Origin of the sequence: Teredinibacter franksiae (genome assembly GCF_014218805.1) — a bacterium.
Classification (GTDB): domain Bacteria; phylum Pseudomonadota; class Gammaproteobacteria; order Pseudomonadales; family Cellvibrionaceae; genus Teredinibacter; species Teredinibacter franksiae.
This window is the reverse complement of the sequence record NZ_JACJUV010000001.1, coordinates 1,138,606-1,165,491: the sequence shown is the minus strand read 5'-3', so window position 1 is coordinate 1,165,491 and position 26,886 is coordinate 1,138,606. Positions and strand designations below refer to the sequence as shown.

The window sequence follows — 26,886 nt, the reverse complement described above, 5'->3', positions numbered from 1 at the left end:
CTACTTACGCGTAATGCCTGTGTGCAGTTAAAGCAAGCCTAGGCGTTTGATCTGGGTAGCCCTATAGTTAACCAGCTTTCAGCTACTCCCATTTAAGTTTCAACAGGATATCCTTAGCTGATTCAGGCTAATAATATGGCTTTCTAGGTATCTCATAAAAGGCCTATAACCTAACAGCTTTTTATTGCTAGGCTATGATCAGTGCCTATTTGGTTTGTTCTTGGGGGAATGAATTTCTTTCGTCTGTTTGCGCAGCGGTGGGGGTTGCCAGCTTGCCCAGGATGCGGACCGAAAAGTTGGGTGCATACGGACATTTGGGGGCCACGGATTCGCGCGAACGTGATGGGCAATCTTTCGGTTACGTTTCAAGGTGTCAACCTAAGCGATGAAGATCAAACACATTTCTCGGTTGGCAGCAGCTGCCCGCTAGTAAACTGCAAATCAGCAACGCAGCCTGCATTCTTAGGCGTCACCTGTCGCATGAGCCCATCGGTTTTTAAAATAGCTCAGCGCAAGCGCACCCATATCCACAGGATGCGTTTTTCTGTCCTGTAAAAAATTAAATGTGTTGTAAGCAGGAATAAATAAATCACAATTTGTGTCGACCGCATGTCGAGTGTTGTTGCTCTATGGTTTGGGTTTAATTGTGTGACTATAGGATAGGTTGTGGCCGTAATCGAAAGCTTGTGTATAGCGTGGAAGTCTTAAGTAGTGCTCTAAAAACTGCGGTTGCGGAGACATAAAACAACGGGATGTTAACTTCATATTAAACTGAGTCCTGAATATATTTGCTTAGTGAGATAACGGGTTTCGTATTTGATTTGGTTGTGTTTTTGTCTTTATGGTAAATAACAGAATAAAAAAAGTAGGCCGGAATTCGAGCTGTGATAGTTTACCTCTGGGTAAAGTCATGAGTTAAGACGAGACCGTAGTCACGCACATTAATCGCTTTGGAGGGGTTGTTGGGCTGGCATCAAGGTACTTTAGTGTGGGGTTTAGCTGTAGCGCCTTAGGTTAAGGTTTGGCGTCAAATATGATACGGCGGTATTTTTCGGAGCCGTTATGTCGATCTGCCCGCCAAAATACAGTAGTACTTGTTATCAACTGGACGCGCGGAACCTGTGTTTTTCACTGGTTGAAATACAGTGGTCGACTTAACCCGTTAGCCGTATCCCGGGGTTGTGTGGCGCCTTTTTCGTTTTGTGGTTGTTTAATATATGAATTAATATGATGGAACCCTCAGAAAGCATAAATGTAAAATATTGCAATCCATAAAATACTCAGACTCAAATATTGGTAATACCTTTCTTTAATTCAGGTCTTACCGATTTCAAAAAAGTATTTACCTTAATTTCATCTTTGAAAACCGCACTTCAATTTGTTGCACATCAAAAAATAATGTAATAGTCTAGCTCCGTTGGCTTGGGGGCTGACCAAATATGATGCGTAAACAGACAACTATAAATGTTCAAAATTGCTCTACGTATTAATATTCATTACCCAAATGTTGCTAAGTCTGAAAAAAAATTAGCTGTAGTTTGTGCTGGTTAAATTAGACGGCTAGAAATTCTCATCCCACTTTACATTCATAAGATTTATGAGCTGGTGAGGCATGAGTATTAACAAAAAGAAAAAAGCCTATGTGCTAAGGAGAATAGAAATGGGGGCTATCCCAACTTTCAAGAAAAAGCTACTCGCTTCCAGTGTGTCTACGTGCTTGCTGGCTTCCGCCGGTGGTGTATTTGCACAAGATGATGCTGTAGAAGAAGTGCTCGTGACCGGCATGCGTGCGTCCCTTGAGGCCGCAATGGATGTTAAACGTGAAGCTGTTGGTGTGGTAGATGCTATTTCTGCCGAAGACATCGGTAAAATGCCAGATGCTAACCTTGCAGAATCTCTGCAGCGTATTGCAGGCTTGTCTATCAGCCGAACTAACGGTGAAGGCGCTCAGGTAACCGTCCGTGGTATTGACCCAAGGATGAACATGGTTACCCTGAATGGCCGGAATATGCCAGCCGTTACCAACAACGGTACCGCCGGCGATAACGCCAGCCGTGCCTTTGATTTCGCCAACCTCGCTTCAGAGGGAATTAACGGCGTAGAAGTATACAAAACCGGTCGCGCAACAAATTCCGGTGGTGGATTGGGTTCCACCATTAACTTGAAAACCGTTCATCCGCTAGACCTGGGTGAAAATAAGGTTTCTTTAGGCGCTAAAGCCGTAAGCGACACTACCGTGTTTAGCGGTGCAAAAGGTGAAGAATTTACTCCAGAATTTTCTGGGCTGGTTAACTGGGTTAACGATTCTGAAAACTTTGGTGTGACTTTAACGGGTTCTTACCAAGAGCGTGATAACTCACGTTCAAACGCCTTTGTTAACAATTGGCAGGTTAAGTCTGTTGGCCCACTTGTGGACATGACCGATCCTGAAAACCCTGTTGATTATACAGAAGCCGATCTACCTGGTGGAGCTGATGTAACCAATATGCCTGCTACGGGCGAATTGTTTGCGATCCCTACCGATCTCCGTTATGCATTGGAAGACAATCATCGTGAGCGTACTAACGCACAGCTGACTTTCCAGTTTCGCCCAATTGAAAAGCTGACCGCAACAGTAGATTACACCTATTCTGAGTATGAGCTCCAAGCAGACCGTTCGCAGCAGTCTACTTGGTATAATCAGAGTGCAATTGATAGCTTGGTATTCGATCAAGGTCAAGAAGTTGCTACACCTGTTATATACAGTGAAGCCTACTCAGTAGATGCCGGTAAAGACGTTTCCTTCGCGCAGCAGTATTTTGATTCGACTACGGAAAACAACTCTTTCGGTATAAACCTAGCTTATCAAGTTACCGACACCATTGATTTGGCTCTCGATTACCACGATTCTCGGGCACATAACCTGACCAACCAGACCGAAATGGGTCTTAACGCAAACGTTACCGTTGCTGAATACTCTGATTGGAGTGGCGACTTTCCTCTTATGGGTGTGACGATTGACGACTCCAACCCCGATAAAGGTAATAACAACGGTATTTTGGACGGCGGAGATGTAAGTTCTGCTATGGGTTCAGCCCGATGGGACTCACAGGATACTCATATTAAGCAGTTGCGCTTGGATGGTACGATCGATCTAAGTGAGATGTTTTCTGTGTTTGAGCAGTCCAGCTTGAAAGTAGGTTACGAATCTCGACGTGACGTTAACCACACGTTGATGAATAACGGTACTAGCCCACGTATTACCATGGGTAACTGGGGTGGTGTAAACCCAGAAGTTATGGGTTCTGATTGGGCGAACTACTTCACCCCACGTGATTTTGGTGATGGCTTCCCTGATTATGATTCCGTTACCGGCGACGCTAAATTCTTTAGTGCTGGTCTAGATGGTGCATTTTTCCCGATTATGGAAACCATCGAGAACGCCGCTGCTATGGCGCAGACACGTATTCGTGTAAACGGTGATGACCCTACGACTATTGATGATCCAAGTACTCCAGACGAAGTAGAAAATGCTGAAGACTACTACTGGGTAACGGCACTTGATGCCGGTGGTGAGCATTGGGTTAATCGCGACACTCAGTTAACACCAGACAACTTCAATAACTTTGTAAATGGCCGTATTCAGCCTAACTCAGTTATTAGTTTGGATCGTAAGATAATCGAAGAAGTTTCTGCTTTCTACGCGCAATTCCATGCTGGCTTCGATATTGGTGGCATGGCTTCTAACTTGTTGGTGGGTTTGCGTCAAGAAAGTACAGATGTTTCCTCTATATCGGTTGTAAACGTTCCTACTGCACAAAGCTGGGATGGCGATAACGACTGGTCTTTGATATACGGGCCTGAGAACGAAAACTATGCGGTAAACAACAGCTACGATAACTTCCTGCCTAATATCGATTTCGATATTAGCGTAATGGAAGACGTTAAGCTGCGTGCTTCCTATAGTGAAACGATGGCACGGCCTTCTTACACAGACTTAGCTTCAGCTGTTTCAATTACAGATCAGTACCAAAAGCAGGCCAGTGCTGGTAACGCACTACTTGAGCCAATGCAGTCACAGAATTTAGATCTGTCTGCGGAATGGTTCTATGCTGAAGGTAGCTATGTGTCTGTTGCGTTGTTCCAGAAAGAGGTGTCTAACTTTATCGGGCGTGTTGTGGGTAACGCTCCTGTATATAATTTGACTGATCCGCGTACCGGTGCTCGTTTTGATGCAGCCATCGATGCAATTGAGACTAAGGCAGCCAATGGTGACCTTAATCGCGATGGCACAGTATGGAATACAAGTAGTGAAGCGCATCAGCATGACCAGATGTTGCTGAACGAAGGTTTGGATCCAACTGACGAGACCACGGCTATTATTTCTGATGGCCGAGACCCAGTGCAAGCTTGGGGCTTAGATGCACCGCAAAACTTCCGTGACGACGATATAACCGGTCTGGAACTTTCGGTACAGCATTGGTTTGGCGAAACAGGTATTGGTGTTCAAGCTAACTACACCACTGTTGACTCTGGTTTGGTTGTAGATAATAAGTCAATAAGCCAGCAGTTTGCGCTTCTGGGTTTAAGTGATACTGCAAACTTTGTTGCCATGTATGACAACTACGGTTTACAGGCTCGACTAGCTTGGAACTGGCGTGATTCGTACCTCACAGCCTTGAACCAGGGCGGTAGTAACGCACCAGGTTATGTTGCCGAGTACTCGCAGTTTGACCTTAATGTTAGTTATGACATCAACGAGAATCTGTCTGTGTCTGTTGAAGGCTTGAACATTACTGGTGAAGACTCGCGTCTCTACGGTCGTTCCGAGCGTCAGATGTTCCAGATGGAAGACTTGGGAGCACGTTGGGCTCTTGGTGTTCGCTACAGCTACTAAGACCACCACAGGCTAACTGCCGGGGTGTAGGGCGAGTTGATCGTGCTATACCTCGAATAGCCAGAGTGTAAAAACACAAAGCCGCTGTTAACAGCGGCTTTTTTTTGTGCTCGTATTTTGTAAGAATGGGACTTTGCAGCCTAGAAACAACGTAAGGCGTCGTACGATGATAAAAAAAATAATAATTGTGGGTGGAGGTACCGCCGGTTGGTTAAGCGCGGGCATCATCGCCGCCGATAACGCCAGGCAGGGTACGGGCATTCAGGTTCAATTGGTTGAGTCTCCGGATATTCCTACCATCGGTGTTGGCGAGGGCACTTGGCCAACGATGAGAGCAACACTACGCCGCATGGGAATACCAGAAGTGGAGTTTTTAACGAGGTGCAATGCTTCGTTTAAGCAGGGTTCCAAGTTTGTTGGCTGGCGGAACGGCACCGCTAGTGATCATTATTATCACCCCTTCACCTTTCCTTATGCCTATGCTGAATGCGATATTCACGCCGTATGGAAAAAATGGTTTTCGCATTTACATTACGGCGATGCAACGGGTCTGCAGGGCCGCGCGTGTGAGCGCCAGCTTGCACCTAAGCTACTGTCTACACCCGATTACGCTGGAGTGTTAAATTACGGTTACCACCTAGATGCGGGTCTATTCAGCGAACTGCTGAAAGAGCACTGCACGACAAAATTGGGTGTTAAGCACTTTAGCGATAATGTGCAGCAGGTTGTGAGCGGTGCCGATGGCAATATTGCACACCTTAAAACGGAAAGGTCTGGCGACATTAAAGGCGATTTTTTTATCGACTGTAGCGGATCAAGGTCGCTACTGTTAGGACAGCATTTTGGTATTGATTGGGTAGACCGCAGTGAGCATTCCATTAATGACCGTGCACTTGCAGTACAAGTGCCATATGAAGCTGAAAATCAGGAAATAGCATCAGCGACAGTAGCAACAGCGCAATCTTCCGGGTGGACATGGGACATAGGTCTCTCTACCCGACGAGGAGTGGGTTATGTCTATTCTAGTGGGTTTATAAGCGACGATGCAGCAGAGGCTGAGTTGAGGCAATACCTTAATAATTCTTCTGGCCGGGACTGTTCCGGCCTCGAAGTTCGGCAGATAAAATTTACGGCTGGGCATCGGCAAAAAATTTGGCATAAAAACTGTGTTGCTATTGGAATGGCGGCCGGATTTATTGAGCCACTAGAAGCCTCTGCATTGGCGATGGTTGAATTGAGCGCGAACTTTGTGCGAGACGAATGGCCTTTTACAACAAAGTCATTGGCTATTCTAGAAAAACGATTTAATGCCATATTTTCCTATAGATGGGACAAAATAGTCGAGTTTTTGAAGTTGCACTATGCGCTGAGCGAGCGCCGAGATTCAGGTTATTGGCGCGAAGTGACCAATCTATCGTCCTCGCCGGAAAGCCTGAATGGCTTGCTGGAATTGTGGCGATACCGTTCGCCCTATTTTAGGGACCTTTTGCAGAGCGAAGAAGTTTTTCCTTCGGCGAGTTATCAATACGTACTCTATGGTATGGGGTTTGAATGTGAGGGTGACTTGCCTGAACGAGTAAGCGCGAATCTCGAGGCTGGCCGTCGAAAAATTGATGAAGGATTATCGGCTTGGCCGCGCATGGAGTCGTCTTTACCAACAAATCGTACGTTGTTGAATCTAATAGAGCAGCAGCATCCACGAAAATGACTTAAATCAATCTAGATACTAATAGGTAGGCTACGATGCCAAGGCATGAGCAGTTAAATAATAAAAAGCATAAGAGTTTAAGGTTAGATACAAAAAAACGCGCACGGTATGGAGATAACGTAACGGGTTGTTTGGTGTTTCCTGGTGAGTTTAAGGATGTAGCCAAGGAATTGCCGATTTATTTTCAAAAGAATGGCGATGCTAACGAATATCAAGCGATCACTTTATTTGGCTTCGAAGAACAGGAAAATCTTTTCCTGAGCGACGATGACTGGCAGGGACGATATGTGCCTGCACTGATTCGCCGAGAACCGTTTTTAATTGGGTTTAACAAAGCGAGTGAAAGCAACGAGCCAGAAATTCATATTGATATGGAAAGCCCCAGAATTACAGACGGGGCCAGTGGAGAGCCGGTTTTTTTAGAAAGCGGAAATACGGCACCGGTTGTAGATGAGGTGAGGGCGGCGCTGACGTTGGTACACTCCGGCATGCAACAAACAAAAGCCATGTTTGAAGCCTATGAATCGCTTGACCTAATAGAGCCGTTTTTACTCGATATAACGTTCGACAACGGTTCTCAATATAAAACCGACAAATACTATACGTTGAATCAGGACAAACTCTACAGTTTGGATCATAAAACCGTAATAGAGTTACACAAGTCTGGATTATTGCAAATGGCTTATTTGATTTTGTCTTCGCTTTCGAATGTAAAGTACCTGATTGATAAAAAAAATACTCTTCTAAACGTGGGGAAAAGTAATTAAAAATAGCTTCATGATAGCGTTTGAAAGCGGAGGCAAAAGTGCCGCTGGGGGCAAGAAAAATACGAAAGCCAACAATTAAAAAACCAATAATAGGGTTACGCGATGGAAGCTACTAAAAAACTGAAGGTTGTTATTGCTGGTGGTGGTACTGCTGGTTGGATGAGCGCCTGTGCTATGGCTAGGCAATTATCCCACTATTTAGATATTACGCTAGTTGAATCCGAGCAAATTGGGACTGTAGGGGTCGGTGAAGCGACAATTCCGACAATGCAGACATTTCACCTTTTACTTCAAATTGAAGAACAGGAATTTATACGCGAAACGCAAGCAACGTTTAAATTGGGTATTCAATTCGAAAACTGGGGAGCCAAGGGGGATAGTTACCTCCACTCCTTCGGCGAAACGGGTAAAGAAACCTGGGCCGGGCAATTCCAACATTTTTGGTTACGAGGAAAAAAGGAAGGTGTGAATCATGGGTTTGGGGAGTATTCCCTCGAACATCAGGCCGCACTTGCCGGAAAATTCGCGGTGACTAAAAACCCGCGTCTCAATTATGCTTATCACCTTGATGCTGGTTTGTATGCGAAATATTTACGCCGTCTGAGTGAAAGCGATGGTGTGAAGCGAGTTGAAGGGAAAATCAGCCGTGTTGAATTAAGTGAAGAGAGTGGTGATATTCGAGCGCTGCATCTGGAGTCTGGTCAGAGTATTGAAGGTGATTTATTTATAGACTGTACGGGTTTTGTAGGCTTGCTCATCGAAAAGGCGCTGCATACTGGCTACGAGGACTGGACCAACATGCTGCTTTGTGATCGGGCGATGGCGGTACAAACAACGGCCGACCCGCAGTTGTTACCTTATACCCGCGCTATTGCTCACGATTCGGGTTGGCAGTGGCGTATCCCACTGCAGAATCGTGTAGGTAATGGGCTGGTGTATTCCAGTAAATTTTTATCCGACGAGCAGGCTGGCGATTTACTCAGCAAAAATATTGATGGTGACACGATTAATGAGCCTCGGGTTATTCAATTTAAACCTGGGAGACGCTTAAAAACCTGGAATAAAAACTGCGTTGCGATTGGATTGTCCAGTGGCTTTATTGAGCCATTGGAATCCACCAGTATTCATCTTATTGCGTCTTCGATTATTCGGCTAATGCGCTTTATTCCGTTGTCTGGTGTTAAATCGGTAGATCGGGATGAATACAATCGCCAGGCAGCTGACGAGCTTCAATCCATTCGAGACTTCATTGTTTTACATTATAAGGCCACAGAGCGCGAAGACAGCGAGTTCTGGCGATACTGCAAAAATATGGATATTCCAGATTCACTGCATACCCGTATGGCTATGTATCAAGATTCCGGCAGAATATTCTGGTTACAAGATGAGCTGTTTACGGTTAATTCCTGGAACCAGGTTATGTTAGGCCAGCGCCTTAGCCCGGAGGGCTATCACCCGGTTGCAGACGCTATGAGCGCTGAGGATCTAAAGCGTTATCTCGATGGGCTGCGCAGTTCGATCAGTGCTGTCGTTGATAAGTTACCGAGCCACGCCGAATTTGTGAAAACTTCTGCAATGTAGAAGTTTGATTCTCGGATTCCGGGCGTGAGCGGTTCTGTATTACAATCGCACCTGAATTAGCCTGACCTAAGCGATCCCTCATGAGTGCAGATTTTGTTCATCTCCGTGTGCGCACGGAGTTTTCCCTTGTCGATAGTATTGTTCGTGTTAAGCCCCTGCTAAAGCGGGTGGTGGACGAGGGCATGCCGGCTTGTGGTATCAGTGATCTACACAACTTTTTTGGCCTACTAAAGTTTTACCGTGCCGCTCAAGGCTTGGGGGTCAAACCTGTTTGTGGGTGCGATCTGCTCGTGCAGAGCGATGATGAAGAGCTGCGCCCCCCTCTAATTACGTTGTTTGCCCGCACACTAGAGGGCTATAAGAACATCACGGCGCTTATTTCTCGCTCGTTTCAAGAGGGGCAGAAGCACGGTGAGCCTTTTGTCGATCCCTCATGGCTAGAACCCCACTCGCAGGGTGTTATTGCGCTATCTGGAGGTAAATTTGGTGAAATTGGGCAGTTACTGGTAGGGGGCAAGCTCAACGAGGCCCGCGAGCGCCTGCGTTACTGGATGTCGGTTTTTCCCAATAGTTTTTACCTCGAGCTTCAGCGTACTGGCCGTGAAAACGACGAGCTTTACCTGCACCGGGCTGTGGAGTTGGCCATAGAGTGCGAGTGCCCGGTTGTAGCCACTAATGATGTGCGTTTTCTCGACCAGAGCCAGCACGAAGTACATGAAGCGCGTGTGTGTATTGGTGAGGGTAGGGCGTTAGACGACCCACGGCGTGAGCGTAAGTACAGCGACCAGCAATATTTTCGTACGGCTGAGGAAATGCGCGAACTATTTTCCGATATCCCCGAAGCGTTAACGAATACTGTAGAAATAGCGAAGCGCTGTAGCCTCGATATTGAACTCGGCAAATACTACCTGCCCGAATACCCTATTCCAGAGGGTTTGACCGAAAACCAGTTCTTCGAAAAAATTTGTTATGAAGGGTTAGACAACCGACTGGAGAAAAACTTCGACACGCAGGCCCCGGATTTTCCGTCGCGTAAGCAAGAATACCTAGACCGGCTGCGGTTTGAGTTGGATATCATTATCCAGATGGGCTTCCCCGGTTATTTTTTGATCGTAATGGATTTTATTCAGTGGGCCATAGATCACAAAATTCCGGTGGGCCCGGGCCGAGGTTCCGGTGCTGGGTCGCTGGTGGCCTATGTGTTGAAAATTACCGACCTAGACCCACTCTTATACGATTTGCTGTTCGAGCGATTCCTCAATCCAGAACGTGTATCCATGCCCGATTTCGACGTGGATTTTTGTATGGAAGACCGCGACAAGGTTATCAGCTACGTGGCCGACAACTATGGTCGTGATGCGGTATCACAGATTATTACCTTCGGTACCATGGCGGCAAAAGCGGTGGTACGCGATGTGGCGCGTGTGCAGGGTAAATCATACGGGCTAGCAGATAAGCTATCGAAAATGATCCCGCCAGACGTCGGTATTACGCTAACCAAAGCCCATGAACAGGAAGAGCTGCTGCGCGAATTTCTGCAAAATGACAGCGACGGTCAAGAAATTTGGGAAGTAGCATTGCAGCTAGAAGGCATAACCCGGAATGTGGGTAAACATGCTGGGGGTGTGGTAATTGCACCCACCAAGCTGATTGATTTTGCCCCCTTGTATTGTGATGAAGCGGGTGGTGGCCTGGTAACCCAGTTTGATAAAAATGATGTGGAGGATGCCGGTCTAGTTAAGTTCGACTTCCTTGGTCTGCGTACACTCACCATTATCGACTGGGCAGTCAAAATGATTGACCGGCGACGAGCCAAGCAGGACGAGCCGCCGTTGGATATTACCGCCATTCCTCTGGATGATGCGGAAACTTTCAGCATGTTAAAGCGCGCGGAAACGACGGCGGTATTCCAGTTGGAATCCCGCGGTATGAAAGACCTGATTAAACGCCTGCAGCCCGATAACTTGGAAGACATGATTGCCCTAGTTGCTCTGTTCCGCCCAGGGCCTTTGCAGTCGGGAATGGTGGACGATTTCATTAACCGTAAGCATGGCCGCGCCCAAGTGGCCTATCCTGATGCCAAATACCAGCATCAAAGTCTTAAGCCTATTCTTGAACCTACTTATGGGGTAATTGTTTACCAAGAACAGGTAATGCAGATCGCCCAGGTTTTGGCGGGTTACAGCCTGGGTGGTGCCGACCTGTTGCGGCGTGCCATGGGTAAAAAGAAGCCCGAGGAAATGGCCAAGCAGCGGGTCACATTTGAAGATGGTGCCAAGGGCCTGGGTATTGACCCGGATTTGGCAATTAAGATTTTTGACCTAGTAGAAAAGTTCGCCGGTTACGGGTTTAACAAATCGCATTCGGCTGCATACGCACTTGTTTCCTACCAAACGGCCTGGCTTAAAGCGCACTACCCTGCACACTTCATGGCCGCGACCATGTCGTCGGACATGGATAAAACAGACAAGGTGGTAACCTTCATCGAAGAGTGCCGCAACATGAGCCTCAACCTGTTGCCACCAGACGTAAACAGCGGTGAGTTTCAGTTTACGGTAGATGACGACAACAATATTATTTATGGTTTGGGCGCCATTAAGGGCTTGGGTGAGGGGCCTGTCGACAACATAATCGAAGCGCGTGCCGATGGGTCATTTAAGGATTTGTTTGATTTTTGTGCACGGGTTGATAGCCGTCGAGTAAACAAGCGCGCACTCGAAGCGCTGGTGCGTAGTGGAGCCTTTGACCGGCTAGGCCCAGGGGTAGATATCGATTACGATCGTGCGGTGATGTATGTTGCCCTCGCCGAGGCGGTAAAAGCGGCTGAGCAGCAAAGTGCTAACGCCAGTGCCGGTATGGGAGATCTGTTTGGAGCCGTGGTACCCAGTGGTGATGCCGACGAATCGGTGTACCAAGAATTCCACAGGGTGCGGCGTTGGAGTATAAAGGAGCGTTTGAACGGTGAAAAAGAGACGCTAGGCCTGTACTTAACAGGTCACCCCATCGATGAATACGACAAAGAACTCAGTAATTTTGTGTCGTCGCGTATTGCGGCACTGAAGCCAGACAAAAACAAGCAAACGGTGGCAGGCTTGGTCGTGGCAGCTCGAGTAATGAGGACACGTCGCGGCGACAATATGGCCTTTATTACACTTGATGACCGCACTGGCCGCGTAGATGTGGCGATATTTTCCGACACCTACAATGAATACCGAGAAAAACTGGTAAAAGATGCATTATTAGTTGTAGAAGGCCAGGTGAGCAACGACGATTACAGTGGTGGCTTGAAAATGCGCGCCGATGGCATATTCGACTTAACCGAAAAGCGCCAGGCCAGTGTGCGCGCCATCAAGCTCGCTTGGCACAGCGAAAGCGTGCCGCTAAACTTTGAAAACCAGTTTAAGCAGCTGTTACAGGGCCATAGTCGAGGGGTTTGCCCTTTGATTATCGAGTACCGAAAGGCCGATATTAGTGCAAACTATACGCTTTCGGTTGATTGGAATATGGTGCCAACAGATGAGCTAATGGATGATTTACGGGTACTTTATGGCCACAAAAATGTGGAGTTGCTCTACCATTAAAGCTCAAGTGCCAATGGATTTTCGTTTTTCTTCAAAACAGGTGTTAAACTTGCGTCCCCTTGCCGAGAGCATAAAAAATGCCTCTAGTTCTCGGGTTACGCTACCAGCTAAGGTCGAACCATTGCTATGAATTTAAACTATCTCGATTTCGAACAGCCCATTGCCGAGCTGGAAGGGAAAATCGAAGAATTGCAGTTGGTCGGAACGGATAACGACCTCAATATCAGTGAAGAGATTTCACGCCTGCGCGAAGAAAGCATCAGTCTGACTGGGCGCATCTACTCAAACTTGTCCTCCTGGCAGATTGTTCAGGTGGCCCGCCATCCTCAGCGGCCCTATACCGCAGACTACATACCCCGTATTTTTGATGACTGGGATGAACTGCACGGTGATCGTCATTTTGCCGATGATAAAGCCATTATTGGGGGTGTTGGGCGTTTGAACGGCAAGCCGGTTATGGTTATTGGCGAAGAGAAAGGCCGTTCGGTTAAAGATAAAGTTCTCCGCAACTTCGGAATGCCCAAGCCCGAAGGGTATCGTAAGGCGTTGCGTTTAATGGAGATGGCCGAGCGATTCAAAATGCCCGTGCTCACGCTTATTGATACGCCTGGGGCATACCCGGGGATCGACAGCGAAGAGCGTGGGATCAGTGAGTCCATTGCACGAAATTTGGCGGTTATGTCGCGCTTGCGCACGCCTATTATTTGTACCGTAATAGGAGAGGGTTCATCCGGTGGCGCTTTGGCCATTGGTGTTGGTGACCATCTGAATATGCTGCAGTACTCAACGTACTTTGTTATTTCTCCAGAAGGTTGTGCCAACATTATTTGGAAAACGGTGGAAAAAGCGCCCCTCGCAGCCGAAGCTATGGGGGTAACATCCAGTATTTTGCAGGACCTTGGTATCGTTGATGAAACCATAGCAGAGCCCTTGGGTGGTGCTCACCGCGATATGGATGCGATGGCCGCAAAACTCAAAGAGCGGTTGTCCGAACAGCTCGACCAGCTTGCCGCTGAAGACTTGGACAGTTTGCTAGAAAAGCGGTATCAACGCTTAATGTCTTACGGTAACCTCACCGAATAACCGTCATGAAATGAGCGCCGAAATAGTTTTCGGCGCCAGCTTCCTTCTTGTTTTCATCCCTACCTAAACCCACCGAGTACAATAATTGTAGGCATTTACGGTTGAGTCCAGCCGGCAATTCTCCAAGGCAAATGCGCAGTTCACGTGCTAATTTGGACGGCGTGCTCACTAATTTGCGTCGTTAGATCTTACCGGAATGCCATAATGGCCGCGCCGTGCGTATAATGCGCGCTCGATTTGAGCGTGTGCCATGACCTTCCAAGCAATCTCCACTAACATACCCGAGCAACTTAGCGCAGAAATTGTGCATGCACACCTGCGCTTGTTATGCAGTAACGACCAGCAAATACTGCGCAGGTTGTGGCAGTTTATTAGTCGACGGCAGCAAGAAAACCAGCCCTGTGACCGCAAGCTGGCGGAGTTTCGGCAAAAACTAATGCGCGCTATTACGCGTGTAAATACGCGTAATGAAGCCATCCCGGCTATTACCTACGACGATAAATTACCCATTTCCGCCAAGCGGGAAGCGATCGCCGAGCTTATTCAGCAGCATCAAGTCGTTATTCTTGCGGGTGAAACCGGCTCCGGGAAAACCACGCAAATACCCAAAATATGCCTAGAATTAGGGCGTGGTGTAAAGGGAATGATCGGCCATACCCAGCCGCGTCGCATTGCTGCGCGAACGGTCGCCAGCCGAATTGCAGATGAACTGCAGGTACCTCTTGGTGGCGCAGTGGGTTATCAGGTGCGTTTTACCGATCACTCAGATCACAGCACGTATATCAAGCTGATGACCGACGGCATACTGTTGGCCGAAATCCAGCAGGACCCGCTGTTACTTAAATACGACACGCTGATTATTGACGAGGCCCACGAACGAAGCCTGAATATCGACTTTTTATTGGGCTATCTGAAAGAGTTGTTGCCCAAGCGTAAAGATTTAAAAGTGATTGTAACGTCGGCAACGATAGATCTGGAAAAGTTTTCGGCGCACTTCTCGAGTTTTGGCGAACATAAAGCCCCTGTTCTCGAAGTGTCCGGTAGAACTTTTCCGGTAGAAACATTGTATCGGCCTTGGGATGAAGAATACGAAGATGCGACCGAGGCTATTGTGGGTGCCGTCGATGAAATTCTTCAAAGCTCAAAACAGCAAGGTGGGGATATTTTGGTTTTCCTCAGTGGTGAACGAGAGATTCGCGAAACGTCCCACGCCATTAAAAAAGCTGGCTTTGCCCAGCTCGATATTCTGCCGCTCTATGCTCGCCTAGGCCTTGCTGAGCAAAATCGCGTGTTTCAAGGCCACCGTGGTCGCCGAGTTGTGCTCGCAACAAATGTTGCTGAAACCTCCCTAACCGTGCCCGGTATTCGCTATGTTATCGACCCCGGTCGCGCGCGTATCAGCCGCTATAGTGTGCGCACAAAGGTCCAGCGCCTACCAATCGAAGCTATCTCGCAAGCCAGCGCCAATCAGCGTAAGGGCCGCTGCGGGCGGGTATCTGAAGGCGTGTGCTACCGGCTTTACAGTGAAGAAGACTTTGTTAGCCGTCCGGAATTTACCGACCCGGAAATTCAGCGCACCAGTTTAGCGGCGGTTATTTTGCAGATGCTGCAGTTACGCATTGGTGATGTGCGTAAATTCCCTTTTGTCGACAAACCCGAAAACCGACTGATTAACGACGGTTTTAAATTGCTGGAAGAAATTCAGGCGGTCGATAAAAAAGGCCAAATAACAGTGTTGGGCAAGCAGCTACATGGGCTGCCAGTAGACCCGCGTTTTGCGCGCATTATTATTGAAGCGGGCAAGCTCAACTGCCTAAGCGAAATACTCATTATTGTCAGCGGGCTAAGCATACAAGACCCACGGGAGAGGCCAGCGGAAAAACGCCAGGCGGCCGATGAACAGCATCGTCGTTTTCGCGATGAAGAATCGGATTTTATTGCATTGACTAACCTTTGGCGTTATCTCGAAGAGTTACGTCAGGAGCTATCACAGAATAAATGGGGAAAACGCTGCAAGAAAGAATTTATCAGCTATTTACGTGTGCGAGAATGGCGGGATCTACACCATCAATTACGGCTTGCTATAAAAGCGCTAGGCCTAAAAGAGAATGCGGAGCCCTCCAGTTACGAGAATGTTCATCGCGCGTTGGTGGCAGGCCTGCTGTCAAACCTCGGGTTAAAAAATGAAGAGGGCAAAGGTTCCGATTCCCCGCGAGACACTAAGCGCGAGAAAAGTAAAACGGGCCGCAGTGCTATTGAGTACCTGGGTAGCCGAAACCGAAAGTTTCAAATTTTTCCTGGCTCTTCGCAGGCGAAGAAAAAGCCTAAGTGGTTGGTGGGCGCGGAGTTTATAGAAACTACCCAGCTCTATGCCCATATGGTGGCCAAGGTGGATCCAGACTGGGCGCTAGAGTGCGGCCGGCACCAGTTAAAATACCACTATTTCCAACCCTTTTATGATGCTCTTAGCGGCCAGGTAATGGCCTATGCACGTATTTCCATATACGGGCTGATACTGGTTGAAAAAAAACGTGTGGCCTATGGAAAGATTGACTCGGTTGAGGCACGCACTATTTTTATTCGCGAAGCTCTGGTTGAGGGTAAGTATAGAAAGCATAAAAGTGTATATAAAAAACTGGAAGCCGAAACGAGAGAACTCGCCGATAAAAGCCTTGGTGCCCAAGGCGACCTTCCTGCTACTAGTCACTTCTTTGCCTACAATCAATGGTTAGTAGAGCAGGTACAGTCACTGGAAGCTAAAGCAAGGCGGCGGGACATATTGGTAGACGACGAAATCATATTCGACTTCTATGCTGCGGTTATTCCTGCGGATATTTGCAACCTCGCCAGCTTTGAGCAATGGCGTAAAAAAGCAGAAGCAAATGCCGCTTCGGTACTTAAATTAGTGCCAGAACAACTCATGTTGCACGGGGCCGAGGGAGTAAGTGAAAACCAATTTCCTGATGTGCTGGAGAGCGACGGTTTAACGTTACCGTTGCACTACCATTTTGAACCGGGGCACAGTGATGATGGCGTAAGCGTGAGGGTGCCCGTTGAGTTTTTACATCTGGTACCTGAAGGGCGGTTGGAATGGTTGGTGCCTGGGTTGTTGCGAGACAAATGTATAGCGCTGGTGAAGGCGTTGCCGAAACAAGAGCGAAAAAAACTGGTGCCGGTACCACAATATGTCGATCGTGCGCTGGCGCGATTGAAGCCGAGCAAACGTCCGCTAGCCGAAAGTTTAGCGGAGGTTTTAGAGCATATTGCGAACATTCGCATTGAGCACTGGCCTATCGATACACTTGAAGACTTCTACCGTATGAATATTCAGGTGGTAGATGAGCGTGGAGATGTTATCGACCGCGACCGTGATTTAGCGACATTGCGCGAGCGTTATCGCCAGCAGGTACGCAATACACTCAGTGCTGCCCATCATTCGCTAGAGCGAGAAAATATTACTCGCTGGGATTTTAATGCACTACCGGAAGAGGTGAAAATGCCTCGCGGAAAAATTCAAGTAAAGGCGTTTCCTGCGCTGGTAGATCGAGGGACGCATGTAGATCTTGAGGTGTTAGATAACCCTTTAGATGCGCATTATAGTTCCACAAGGGGTATTGTTCGTCTTGCTCAGCTCGCATTGGGGCCTACGATAAAGTACCTGCGCAAGGAGCTTTTACGTGGAAAAGATTTGGGTTTGGCGGTTCTGAATCTGGGCAAGCGTGACCAAGTAATCGATGATATTTTATTTGCAGCTGTTCAGCGTGCCTGCTTTCAAGGCGAGGGCGAGCTGTTTGAGTTAGTGCGTGACCAGTCGGAATTTGAGCGGCGCTTAGAAGCAGGCCGTGGCGAGGTGGTTGAAATCGCCCAGCAAATTGCCGAATTAGTTGCCGAGTTACTGCCTCTCGCAGTGGAGATACGCAAGCAAATGAAGGCCAATAAAAATGCTTTGGTGCTCGCTTTTGCTTTTGGTGATATTAATCATCAGATGCAGAGCTTGTTCGCCCCCGGCTTTCTTGTGACGACGCGGTGGCACTGGTTAAAACAGTATCCGCGCTATTTACGAGGAATAATCGTCCGCTTGGAGAAAGCACCGCAAAACCCTCAAAAAGACAAAATGCACATCGCCAGCCTCGAAGCTATGTGGCGCAAGCATGCCGATCAATTCGAAAAGGTTGGCATTGCGCAATACACCGAGTGCGAACCTTGGCAGCAGTATCGATGGATGATTGAAGAATTACGGATTTCTCTTTTTGCGCAAACGTTAAAAACCCTCTTTCCTGTATCGGAAAAACGTTTGAATAAGCAGTGGCAATCGGTGCTGGATACCCTCTGAGTACGGCATTTTACATAATGCATGAAGGGGTTGGAGTATAGTGTCCCTTACTTTGTATCGGTCCCAGGGGTTCGCCTGCTAAGGAAGTAAGCTATGAAAATGTTACTCACGTTGTTGCGCCAAAACGTGCGGCGGCTGAAGCGGTTATCGCTCGGGTTCATTACCGCTATTCTCCTCGGGTGCACAACTTCGCCCCAAGCTGCGGACAATACCGATGCGCCAATGCAAATCGAGCATTCACGCGATCGGTTCGAGCGTTTTAATCGCGGGGTCTACTCCTTTAATATGTTTGCCGACAAATGGCTGCTGAAACCTGTGACGAAGGGGTACGTCGCAATAACACCAGACCCGGTAGAATCGGGTGTAAGTAATTTTTTCGATAACCTTAGCGAACTCAATAACATTGTAAACGATGTTTTACAGTGGAAATGGAAGCAGGCTGGAAATGATGCTGGGCGTTTATTGATCAACTCTACGGTCGGCGTGGCCGGGCTATTTGACGTAGCCCGTAAGGCCGGCTTGAGCGAAGCAGACGGAGAAGATTTTGGCCAAACGCTAGCTGTTTGGGGGGTGCCCGAAGGCCCCTACCTCGTGTTGCCTTTATTGGGCCCCTATACCGTTACTGAGGCCGTCGGTTTGCCGGTAAACTGGCAGATCCACCCCGTTTCGAATATCGGCCATAGAACAACACGCTACTCGTTGGTGGCGTTAGATTTTATTGATATTCGCGCAAAGCTACTACAAACCGAAGAACTGATTTCCGGTGATGAATACACGTTTATTCGCGATGCCTATTTGCAGCGAAGAGAGTATTTAGTTAAGGACGGCAATGTAGAAGACGATTTTGGCGGTGAATTTGATGAACAGGAGTTCGATTTTTAAGGCGCTTTGCTTCTCGTTGGGTAACCTGAAGTATTGGTCGTCCGAAATAGCTTTCAAGCGCTTGCTAAACCGGGCTCAGCCGTTGTTAGTCGTATACCGACTGGTTATACTCACTTTTTATTGATCCCCGATAGGGAAGTGTCCGGGAACCTATGTAGGCGAAAAACAATAACGTTCGCCTCCTGTTGCCCTCCCATTCAGAAGTTAATGATTTTTAGTCGATATAAAAACTAAAACAGGAGATATTCCATGCGCATCCTATTTGTATTATTTCTATGCCTCAGCCTTTTTGCCTGCGGCGAAGAGGTCGCGCAGGTAAAAGAAGACCCGGAAGTATTTGTGGTCACGGTCAAGGAGCAACCCTATCACCCATCAAGGGGTTTTAACGGGCGTATTCAGTCCCGTTCGGATGTCGATATTATTGCGCAGGTGTCAGGTGAATTAACCGCCATTCACTTCAAAGAAGGCGATACGATAGAAGACGGGGCGCCTCTATTTGATATCGACCCAGCGCCATACAAAGCTCAGCTCTCAAAGGCCAATGCCGAACTTGCCCGCGCCAAAGCGAACAAGGTAAATGCCGAGAAAAATTATGAGCGCGGTAAAAAGCTGATTAAAGATGGTTATATTTCAGCATCCGAATTCGACACTTTGGAGGCTCGTACCTTAGAGGCTCAAGCCGCTACCCAGTCGGCAGAAGCCGCTGTAGAAAGTGCCCAAGTTAATTTAGATTACACCAGTATAAAGGCGCCTCAAGCGGGTCGCGTTGGCCGTTCCTTGCCGGCAGTAGGCGATATAGTTAGCCCGCAGTTGGGCGCTCTTACTAGTTTGGTTGGTCAGGATGGAACAGATGTGGTGTTCCAGCTGCCAGAAAAACTGCTGATCTCTGTTGTAAACGCGGAAAGCAAGATTACCGTTGAGGATATTACTGTCGCTATTGTGTTGGCCGGTGGCACTGAATACGCCCATACCGGTAAAATTGATTACTTCTCTAACCGCGTAGACAGTAAAACCGGCACAGTAGAAAGTGTGGCTAGCCTGCCCAACCCTGATGACATACTGCGCCCCGGTATGTTTGTACGCGTAATTTTACGCTTAGAAGAACCCTTGATGAGCTTGACTGTGCCGCAGGCAGCCGTGCAGGTTGATCAGCGTGGCACCTATGTTTTAGCTGTAGATGACAACAGCCAGGTCACGCGAAAGAACCTGATTGTGGGCGAACGTTTGGGTGAAAATACAGTGGTAAATTCCGGTTTGGATGCCGGTACCCGTGTGATTGTGCGCGGGGTACAAAAAGCGCGCCCAGGGCAAACGGTAAATGTGTCGGAATATAAACCCGCCACTCAAGCCAGTGAGGGTGGCGAAAAATGATCAGTAAAACGTTTATCGAGCGGCCCAAGTTTGCCATTGTTATTGCCTTGGTCATTACGCTTTCGGGTGTTGTTGCGCAAATGATGTTGCCGATTTCCGAATACCCGGAAATCGCACCTCCTCAAGTACAGGTACAAGCTAAGTGGCCGGGCGCCTCTGCCGAAGTGATGGAAGAGAGTATTGGCCAAATAATTGAAGATGCGGTCAACGGTGTAGAGGGCATGGAGTACATGAGCTCCAACTCTGCAAACGACGGCAGCTATAGTTTAAAAATTACGTTTAATGTGGGCGACGATCCGGACATGGCGCTTGTACGCGTGCAAAACCGGGTAAAACTTGCCGAACCCTCTCTGCCGGTTGAAGTACGCGCGCAGGGTTTAGTCATTCAAAAAATTTCGCCAGACATTTTATTTACCGTCAGCCTTTATTCTCCCGACGAAAGTTTGGACGAATTATTTATAGCCAATTACGGCCTTATTAATATTGAGAGCCGCTTAAAGCGTATTTCTGGGGTTTCCAATGCGGTTGTATTTAGTACGGCCGACTACTCTATGCGCCTGTGGTTGAACCCTGGTGAAATGACGGCGCTGGGTATTACTGTCGACGACATTAGTAACGCGTTAAAAGAGCAAAATATTCAAGCCCCCGCAGGTAAAATTGGCGCGCCGCCCTACACCGGTAACCTGAGTACTGAATACACCTTACAGCTTAAGGGCCGTTTGAAAACCCAAGCGGAGTTCGAAAACATTATCTTAAGGGTGAACGCTAGTGGTGCCATGGTGCACCTTAAAGATGTTGCTCGTCTTGAACTCGGGCAGTTGGATTATAAAGTTAGCGGCAGCTATAAAAACAAACCGGCCACGGTTATGGCGGTGTACACCTTGCCTGGCGCCAATGCTTTGGAAACCGCCAACAAAGTAAAAGCCGAACTTGTTGAAATGCAAAAAGATTTTCCTGCAGGCATGGAGTACGACATAGGCTACGATACTACTCGCTATGTTGAAGTATCAATTTCTCAAGTGGTTACATCGCTAATGCAGGCGGTGGGTTTAGTGGTACTCATCACCTTTATTTTTTTGGGGGACTGGCGACCCACCTTGGTGCCTACCGTGGCTATTCCGGTTTCACTTATCGGCACCTTTGGCGTCATGCTAATGATGGGTATGACTATTAATACGGTCACGCTATTCGGGTTAATATTGGCTATTGGTATTGTGGTAGACGATGCCATATTAGTGGTGGAAAACACTGACCGCCACCTGCGCGCAGACCCTAATATTACCCCCAAAGAAGCCGTTACTAAAACCATGGAAGAGGTGAGCGGCCCTATTGTGGCAACCACCTTAGTGTTACTGGCGGTGTTTGTTCCCGTGGCGCTATTACCGGGTATTACCGGTGTCATGTATAACCAATTTGCGGTTACCATTTGTGTGGCAGTAGTGCTCTCATCCGTGTGTGCTTTGTCACTCAGCCCGGCGGTAGCGAGTTTAGTTTTGCGCCGTAGCGAAAAAGAACCGGGGTGGTTTCGCGTTTTTAACCGTTATTTTGGCGGGGTCACACAAAAATTTACCGGCTTGGTAGGCTTTCTTTTAGCACGTCGTATTTTAGTGGGTGGTCTATTTGTTGGTATTATGGCCGCGTTGGTTCTTGGCGTAAAAATAGTGCCCTCCGCCTTCGTGCCCACTGAAGACAAAGGTGTGCTCATGATTAATGTGCAGCTCCCCGATGCTGCCTCCATAACTCGCACCCAAGCGGTTATGGCCAAACTGCAAACCATGATTGAAGAAGACCCTGCCGTCGAAAGTGCCACGTTTCTTTCTGGCTTCTCCATATTGGCTGGGGCGGCACAGAGTAATGGCGGCGCGGGCTTTATTGTATTGCGTCACTGGGAAGATCGCCCCGACTTTAAAGACGTATCTTTTGCGGTTGCTCGCCGAATTAACGAGCGTGCATACCGCGAAATTCCTGAAGCGTTAATTCAAGCATTTCCGCCTCCTTCCATCCCTGGAATGGGTGTTGTAGGTGGTTTGGAATTAGTGGTGGAAGACACCCAAGGCCGTTCCCATGAGCATCTAGCTGCCGCGATACAGTCTGTCGCTGCAGTAGCGAATAGTTCGCCGCTTATTGCGGATGCTTCCACCACCTTTCGTGCGAATGTGCCACAGTATTTTGTGGATATCGATCGCGACAAAGCGAAAACTTTACACGTGCCGCTCACCAGTATTTTTTCCACGCTGCAATCGCAATTGGGCTCGGCTTACGTCAACGATTTTTCGCTGTTTGGTCAAACTTACCGTGTAATGATGCAGGCCGCACCGGAATTTAGGTCAAATTTAAACGACATTATGCAGTTAGATGTGCGCTCGACCACGGGTGAAATGGTACCGCTTTCAACTCTTGTAAGTACAGAGCCTACGCTGGGTGCCGATGTGGGCACACGCTATAATCTCTACCGTTCGGCAATATTACGGGCTAACCCTGCCGCCGGCGTTGCCAGTGGAGAAGCAATGTTGGAGATGGAGCGCATTGCGGCCGAAACCTTACCCGAAGGGTATACGGTGGAATGGACCGGCATGAGCTACCAAGAACGAAAGGCGGGCAATCAAGCAATAATTGCTTTTGCTTTGGCGATCGTCTTCGTTTATTTATTCCTTGTTGCGCAATATGAAAGTTGGTCGATGCCGGTGGCGATTATTCTCGTTGTCCCTATCGCCGTTACCGGTGCGATATACGGGTTATTGTTGGTGCGCCAGCTAGGTATTCCGCAGCTCGGGGCCTTGGACCTGTTTGCGCAGGTGGGGCTGGTACTCCTAATTGGTCTCGCTGCGAAAAACGCGATTCTGATTGTGGAGTTTGCCAGCCAGCGTCGTGCCGAAGGCCTTAGTATAATGGAAGCCGCCGCCGAAGCCGCCAAGCTACGCTTTCGCGCTGTGTGTATGACCGCCCTATCTTTTGTATTAGGGATTCTACCCTTGGTATTTGCCTCGGGCGCGGGCATGTTTAGCCAAATGAGTTTGGGTCATACCGTAATGTGGGGAATGATTGTCGCCCTTGTGGTGGGCACACCGTTTATTCCGGTGTTTTTCGCCATCGTGCAATCTGTACGTGAAACCGTAAAGGGGGCACCTACCTAGCGTTTTAAGTGAATTGATCGCTTACCCGTTTGTTGTGTGAATAACGGCCCCTTCGTTTAAAACCATTCCCTAGTCAGCTTTAGGGAATGGTTTTTTTCAATGCCCAGTTTTCTAGGGCAAATACGTTTCTGCATCCTTCAAGGGGGCACTTCTACCGCTTTCTTAATGCTCTTCATACATCAACCCGGTATTGAGTGAGAGGCTGGGCTCTGGGTGGCGTGGCAGCATTCAATAATGTTAAGACATATCTACTTTTGAGTGAAATTAACGGCAATAACGCGAGAGTTTAGTGCGGCGTTTTGGTTGAGAACGTTATTGGGAAGGTGCGGAATTTTGAGGGAAGGGTGTTCTGGCGGTGGAAAGGTTACCGCTTTTTTGGGGGGAAGAATCCCCTGCTCGAGCGACAACCGTTGCTCGAAAGTGTTTTACCCGGGGTGACGTTAAGCTGAAACCTACATTAGCCTGCGTTTACTTTTCATTACAATTTTTTGTGTAAACCCCACGGTTTTCTCGAAAGTCAGTTTTATAACTGCTTCGTGTTACAGATATCGAGTGTTCAGCTAGCGAGTACCTCTTCTATTTCCATTCCCAACAAGCAGGGGCGGGCGGTTGTATCGGGTTGCGCTTCAACCCGGCTTACCCGTACCCGTGCATGGAGCATTGGGCTGTGGCCGTGGCTGGATTGAATCGATACTTCGGCAGATGTTCCAATCGGTAGGGCTGTGGGCACTTCAACCAAAAGGCCGCCACCGCTTAAGTCTCGGCAAATACCTTGAAGTGATTCGTGGTCGCGGGTGAGTAGAATATCGATTGGAGTATCAACTTTCATGCGAATGAAATTGCGCTTTTCCAGATAGTCTCTGTTGGCAAGAGTCATAGTACTGTCCTTCTTTTAATTAGGTGTTTATTGAAGGTTTTGACTGGTCGAAGAGCTAATGGATACCCCCCAATCAGCCTTCAAAACAGTATGGCTGATAGTCGAACGCTTTGCTCAACTTATGTGCAACAATATCGCAAAATTCGCGTTTTGGGTAGCTTGCGTGAGCGCCAATATGGGAGTACTGTTAGAGCCTCTATAGCCCATTTTAAAGCTACTTTTTTGTTCTAAACACAGCGACATAAGAAACGAGCAGCGCTCAAAAAAATGTGTATAACGAAAAACGGGTGTACAGCAGGTTGTTTTAAATGAGCGTTAACAGCTTTTAAAATCTCCCCTTCAGAAATGCAATCTAAATCAGAGAAAAACGGACGAATATCGATGGTTGAATCCAATCGGCAGCTGTTGGTGATTGATGATGACACCATTGTGCGCGAAAGCATTGCCGCCTACCTGGAAGATACAGGTTTTCGTGTGCGCCAAGCAGGCGATGCTGCTAGCGGCATGGCTTGGCTACACAATAATACCGTAGACCTGATTACTACTGACCTCTGCATGCCCGAAATTGATGGCTTGAATGTACTGCGAGCCGTACGTAAAGCTTGCCCAGAAGTTCCGGTTATTGTTGTCTCGGGTATGGGGGTTGTGCGCGATGTTGTGGAAGCGCTGCGTTTGGGTGCTGCCGATTACTTGGTAAAGCCTCTTGTGGATATGGAGGTGTTGATACACGCCATTAACCGCGCCTTGGAGCGTAACGATTTACGCCAGGAAAACAAACGCTACCGAGAAAAGCTGGAAACAGCCAACCGCGAATTGCGTGAATATGTTCGTCTGCTAGAGCACGACCAAAAGGCGGGCCGGGAGGTACAGAGCAAATTGATGCCCGACACACCTCGGCAGTTTGGCAGTCTTACGGTTAATTACCGAATGATCCCTTCGCTTTACCTTAGCGGTGATTTCATTGACTACGGTCTTATTGGCGGTCGCTACCTGGCTTTTTATCTAACGGATGTATCGGGCCATGGTGCCGCGCCAGCGTTTGTCACCGTTTGGCTCAAGCAGTTAGTCAGCCGGGTTTTTAGGGAGCATCGCATCTTTCAAACGGAAGAATCTTTCCAGCGCGACGCAGGAACCCTGATGAAACTCATTAATAGGGAAATACTCCATTCCAAAGTGGGTTGTCACCTTACGTGCTTTGTTGGCGTGATCGACACCAAAACCTTGGAAATGCGGTATGTAGTGGCTGGGCATCTACCCTTACCTGTCCTCATAACCGGGAATCGGTCGGAATATTTAGCGGGGAAGGGCAAGCCCTTGGGAATATTCCCCGACGGCGAGTGGGAGGTAAATATTCTTCAGCTGCCGCAGGCATTCACCTTGGTGATATTTTCAGATGGCGTATTGGAGGTGCTCCCGCGCAAAGGTCTCATTGAAAAGGAAAGCTATTTGTTGGAGCAATTAACAGGGAATGAAGCGCTGTTGCCGCAAAATACAAAGGTTGCAACCGAGATAGAAGACCTGTGCCAGGTATTGAATTTACACAATGTTGAAACGATTCCTGACGATATTGCTATATTAAAAATTAGGGGTGGTGCCCGTGCGGGTGCCGCCGAGGATGTTCGGGCTCCCGAAGTACCCACAACCAGCGTAGAGTAGGCAGTATGAGTTCAGGTGAAATCAAGGTAGCGGCACACGACGGCGTTTATGTTATTAAGATGGAGGGGGATGTCCGCCTCACCCTCTGTTTGTCCTTCGATGACTTCATTGAAAAAATGTTTGATGCACCCGATTTTTGCTCGGTAGTGTTCGACCTGTCGGATGCTCAGGCCATCGACAGCACAACATTGGGGCTAATGGCCAAAATTTCCATTAAAGGTCGGGCCCTAAAACACGATGATCCAACGGTACTGTCGGGCAATCCTAGTATTACCCGTTTGCTGGCATCCATGGGTTTCGAGGATATTTTCCGCATCGTTGAAGAGCAGGCAGCCATTGGCGCGGCGGCTTTGGCGCCCGGGGAAGAGCAAGTACTCCATGAAGATATCTCCGATGAGCACAAGGTTCAGCAGCGGGTGCTGGAGGCGCATCGTTTACTCATGGATATGAACGCGTCCAATCGTGATACCTTCAGTGAACTGGTGGATTCGCTGGAAAACTCGACGCACCATTAGTACCCTTTCGGGTGGTGTAGTTGTCACCCAAACTCTCCATTCGCGACCCGGTTCTCGGAACCTTAATACCAATCCCCTTGGCTTGCTGTTACCCTAGAGAGCCGTGAATTCAATGGAGCTTTTAGCCTATGGCCTACCTCCGGCATCTGGTCAATGGCGCTACTGTAACCGTCTACGAGCTGGGTGAAACCACGCTAATTGGCCGCAGTAGTGAATGCCCAATTAAAGTAGAAGACCCAACGGTAAGTAGTATGCACGCAAAAATAGAACCTACGGGTGATGGTTGGCGCGTATTGGATTTGGGTAGTACCAATGGCATTTTTGCTAACGGTGTAAGGGTTTCCGAAGTATTGTTGGAACCCGGCGTGGTGCTCACCGTTGGTACCCACGAATTTGAGTATCTGCCTAAATTACCGAATGATCTCGAACGAACCTTGAAGATTAAAAAAAGCTGGATTCCGGGCGTGTATTATACCGAATAGAAAACGGCGATCCTCGTTTGCTAGGCAAGAGGTTCCCCTG

The 26,886-nt window shown here is 48.2% G+C and carries 14 protein-coding genes; 13 read left to right on the top strand and 1 reads right to left on the bottom strand.

Features of this window, described 5'->3' with window-relative positions:
* Positions 1 to 1,612 precede the first annotated feature (1,612 nt).
* The 10 genes from H5336_RS04635 to H5336_RS04590 all read left to right on the top strand — a co-directional run bounded on the left by H5336_RS04635 (position 1,613) and on the right by H5336_RS04590 (position 23,316).
* The gene (locus H5336_RS04635; RefSeq protein ID WP_185231860.1) at positions 1,613 to 4,876 is read left to right on the top strand and encodes a TonB-dependent receptor; all 3,264 of its coding nucleotides are present in this window, start codon (positions 1,613 to 1,615) and stop codon (positions 4,874 to 4,876) included.
* 166 nt (positions 4,877 to 5,042) lie between these two features.
* Positions 5,043 to 6,584 (top strand): tryptophan halogenase family protein, encoded by a 1,542-nt coding sequence (locus tag H5336_RS04630; protein ID WP_185231858.1) that lies wholly within the window; start codon positions 5,043 to 5,045, stop codon positions 6,582 to 6,584.
* 35 nt (positions 6,585 to 6,619) lie between these two features.
* Positions 6,620 to 7,351, top strand: a complete 732-nt coding sequence (locus H5336_RS04625; protein WP_185231856.1) for a SapC family protein — start codon at positions 6,620 to 6,622, stop codon at positions 7,349 to 7,351.
* Positions 7,352 to 7,453: 102 nt separating this feature from the next.
* Positions 7,454 to 8,932, top strand: coding sequence for a tryptophan halogenase family protein (locus H5336_RS04620; RefSeq protein ID WP_185231854.1), 1,479 nt, complete (start codon positions 7,454 to 7,456; stop codon positions 8,930 to 8,932).
* A gap of 80 nt (positions 8,933 to 9,012) precedes the next feature.
* Positions 9,013 to 12,513 (top strand): DNA polymerase III subunit alpha, encoded by a 3,501-nt coding sequence (gene dnaE / locus H5336_RS04615; protein WP_185231852.1) that lies wholly within the window; start codon positions 9,013 to 9,015, stop codon positions 12,511 to 12,513.
* Positions 12,514 to 12,639: 126 nt separating this feature from the next.
* A complete protein-coding gene (gene accA / locus H5336_RS04610; RefSeq protein WP_185231850.1) occupies positions 12,640 to 13,596 on the top strand; it encodes an acetyl-CoA carboxylase carboxyl transferase subunit alpha in 957 nt (318 codons plus the stop codon).
* Between the two features lie 250 nt (positions 13,597 to 13,846).
* Complete coding sequence (gene hrpA / locus H5336_RS04605) at positions 13,847 to 17,929, top strand: ATP-dependent RNA helicase HrpA (protein WP_185231848.1); 4,083 nt, start codon at positions 13,847 to 13,849, stop codon at positions 17,927 to 17,929.
* A 93-nt stretch (positions 17,930 to 18,022) separates the two neighbouring features.
* On the top strand, positions 18,023 to 18,811 hold the full coding sequence (locus H5336_RS04600; RefSeq protein ID WP_185231846.1) for an MlaA family lipoprotein: 789 nt from the start codon (positions 18,023 to 18,025) through the stop codon (positions 18,809 to 18,811).
* Positions 18,812 to 19,060: 249 nt separating this feature from the next.
* Entirely contained in the window at positions 19,061 to 20,182 is a 1,122-nt protein-coding gene (locus tag H5336_RS04595) for an efflux RND transporter periplasmic adaptor subunit (RefSeq protein ID WP_185231843.1), read from the top strand.
* Positions 20,179 to 23,316 (top strand): efflux RND transporter permease subunit, encoded by a 3,138-nt coding sequence (locus H5336_RS04590; protein WP_185231841.1) that lies wholly within the window; start codon positions 20,179 to 20,181, stop codon positions 23,314 to 23,316. The genes H5336_RS04595 and H5336_RS04590 overlap by 4 nt, the downstream gene beginning before the upstream one ends.
* Before the next feature lie 556 nt (positions 23,317 to 23,872).
* Here the strand turns inward: H5336_RS04590 and H5336_RS04585 are convergent.
* Entirely contained in the window at positions 23,873 to 24,193 is a 321-nt protein-coding gene (locus tag H5336_RS04585; protein WP_185231839.1) for a PilZ domain-containing protein, read from the bottom strand.
* 381 nt (positions 24,194 to 24,574) lie between these two features.
* Between H5336_RS04585 and H5336_RS04580 the strand changes: the two genes are divergently transcribed.
* The 3 genes from H5336_RS04580 (at position 24,575) to H5336_RS04570 (ending at position 26,846) form a co-directional block, all read left to right on the top strand.
* Positions 24,575 to 25,849 (top strand): SpoIIE family protein phosphatase, encoded by a 1,275-nt coding sequence (locus tag H5336_RS04580; protein WP_185231837.1) that lies wholly within the window; start codon positions 24,575 to 24,577, stop codon positions 25,847 to 25,849.
* A 5-nt stretch (positions 25,850 to 25,854) separates the two neighbouring features.
* Positions 25,855 to 26,364, top strand: coding sequence for an STAS domain-containing protein (locus tag H5336_RS04575; protein ID WP_185231835.1), 510 nt, complete (start codon positions 25,855 to 25,857; stop codon positions 26,362 to 26,364).
* A gap of 128 nt (positions 26,365 to 26,492) precedes the next feature.
* The gene (locus tag H5336_RS04570) at positions 26,493 to 26,846 is read left to right on the top strand and encodes an FHA domain-containing protein (protein WP_185231833.1); all 354 of its coding nucleotides are present in this window, start codon (positions 26,493 to 26,495) and stop codon (positions 26,844 to 26,846) included.
* Positions 26,847 to 26,886 lie beyond the last annotated feature (40 nt).

Coding starts and splice junctions, on each gene's coding strand:
- hrpA (WP_185231848.1), top strand. CDS start 13,847: ATGACCTTCCAAGCAATCTCCACTAACATACCCGAGCAACTTAGCGCA.
- H5336_RS04630 (WP_185231858.1), top strand. CDS start 5,043: ATGATAAAAAAAATAATAATTGTGGGTGGAGGTACCGCCGGTTGGTTA.
- H5336_RS04600 (WP_185231846.1), top strand. CDS start 18,023: ATGAAAATGTTACTCACGTTGTTGCGCCAAAACGTGCGGCGGCTGAAG.
- H5336_RS04620 (WP_185231854.1), top strand. CDS start 7,454: ATGGAAGCTACTAAAAAACTGAAGGTTGTTATTGCTGGTGGTGGTACT.
- H5336_RS04570 (WP_185231833.1), top strand. CDS start 26,493: ATGGCCTACCTCCGGCATCTGGTCAATGGCGCTACTGTAACCGTCTAC.
- accA (WP_185231850.1), top strand. CDS start 12,640: ATGAATTTAAACTATCTCGATTTCGAACAGCCCATTGCCGAGCTGGAA.
- H5336_RS04585 (WP_185231839.1), bottom strand. CDS start 24,193: ATGACTCTTGCCAACAGAGACTATCTGGAAAAGCGCAATTTCATTCGC.
- H5336_RS04580 (WP_185231837.1), top strand. CDS start 24,575: ATGGTTGAATCCAATCGGCAGCTGTTGGTGATTGATGATGACACCATT.
- H5336_RS04595 (WP_185231843.1), top strand. CDS start 19,061: ATGCGCATCCTATTTGTATTATTTCTATGCCTCAGCCTTTTTGCCTGC.
- H5336_RS04635 (WP_185231860.1), top strand. CDS start 1,613: ATGAGTATTAACAAAAAGAAAAAAGCCTATGTGCTAAGGAGAATAGAA.
- H5336_RS04625 (WP_185231856.1), top strand. CDS start 6,620: ATGCCAAGGCATGAGCAGTTAAATAATAAAAAGCATAAGAGTTTAAGG.
- H5336_RS04590 (WP_185231841.1), top strand. CDS start 20,179: ATGATCAGTAAAACGTTTATCGAGCGGCCCAAGTTTGCCATTGTTATT.
- dnaE (WP_185231852.1), top strand. CDS start 9,013: ATGAGTGCAGATTTTGTTCATCTCCGTGTGCGCACGGAGTTTTCCCTT.
- H5336_RS04575 (WP_185231835.1), top strand. CDS start 25,855: ATGAGTTCAGGTGAAATCAAGGTAGCGGCACACGACGGCGTTTATGTT.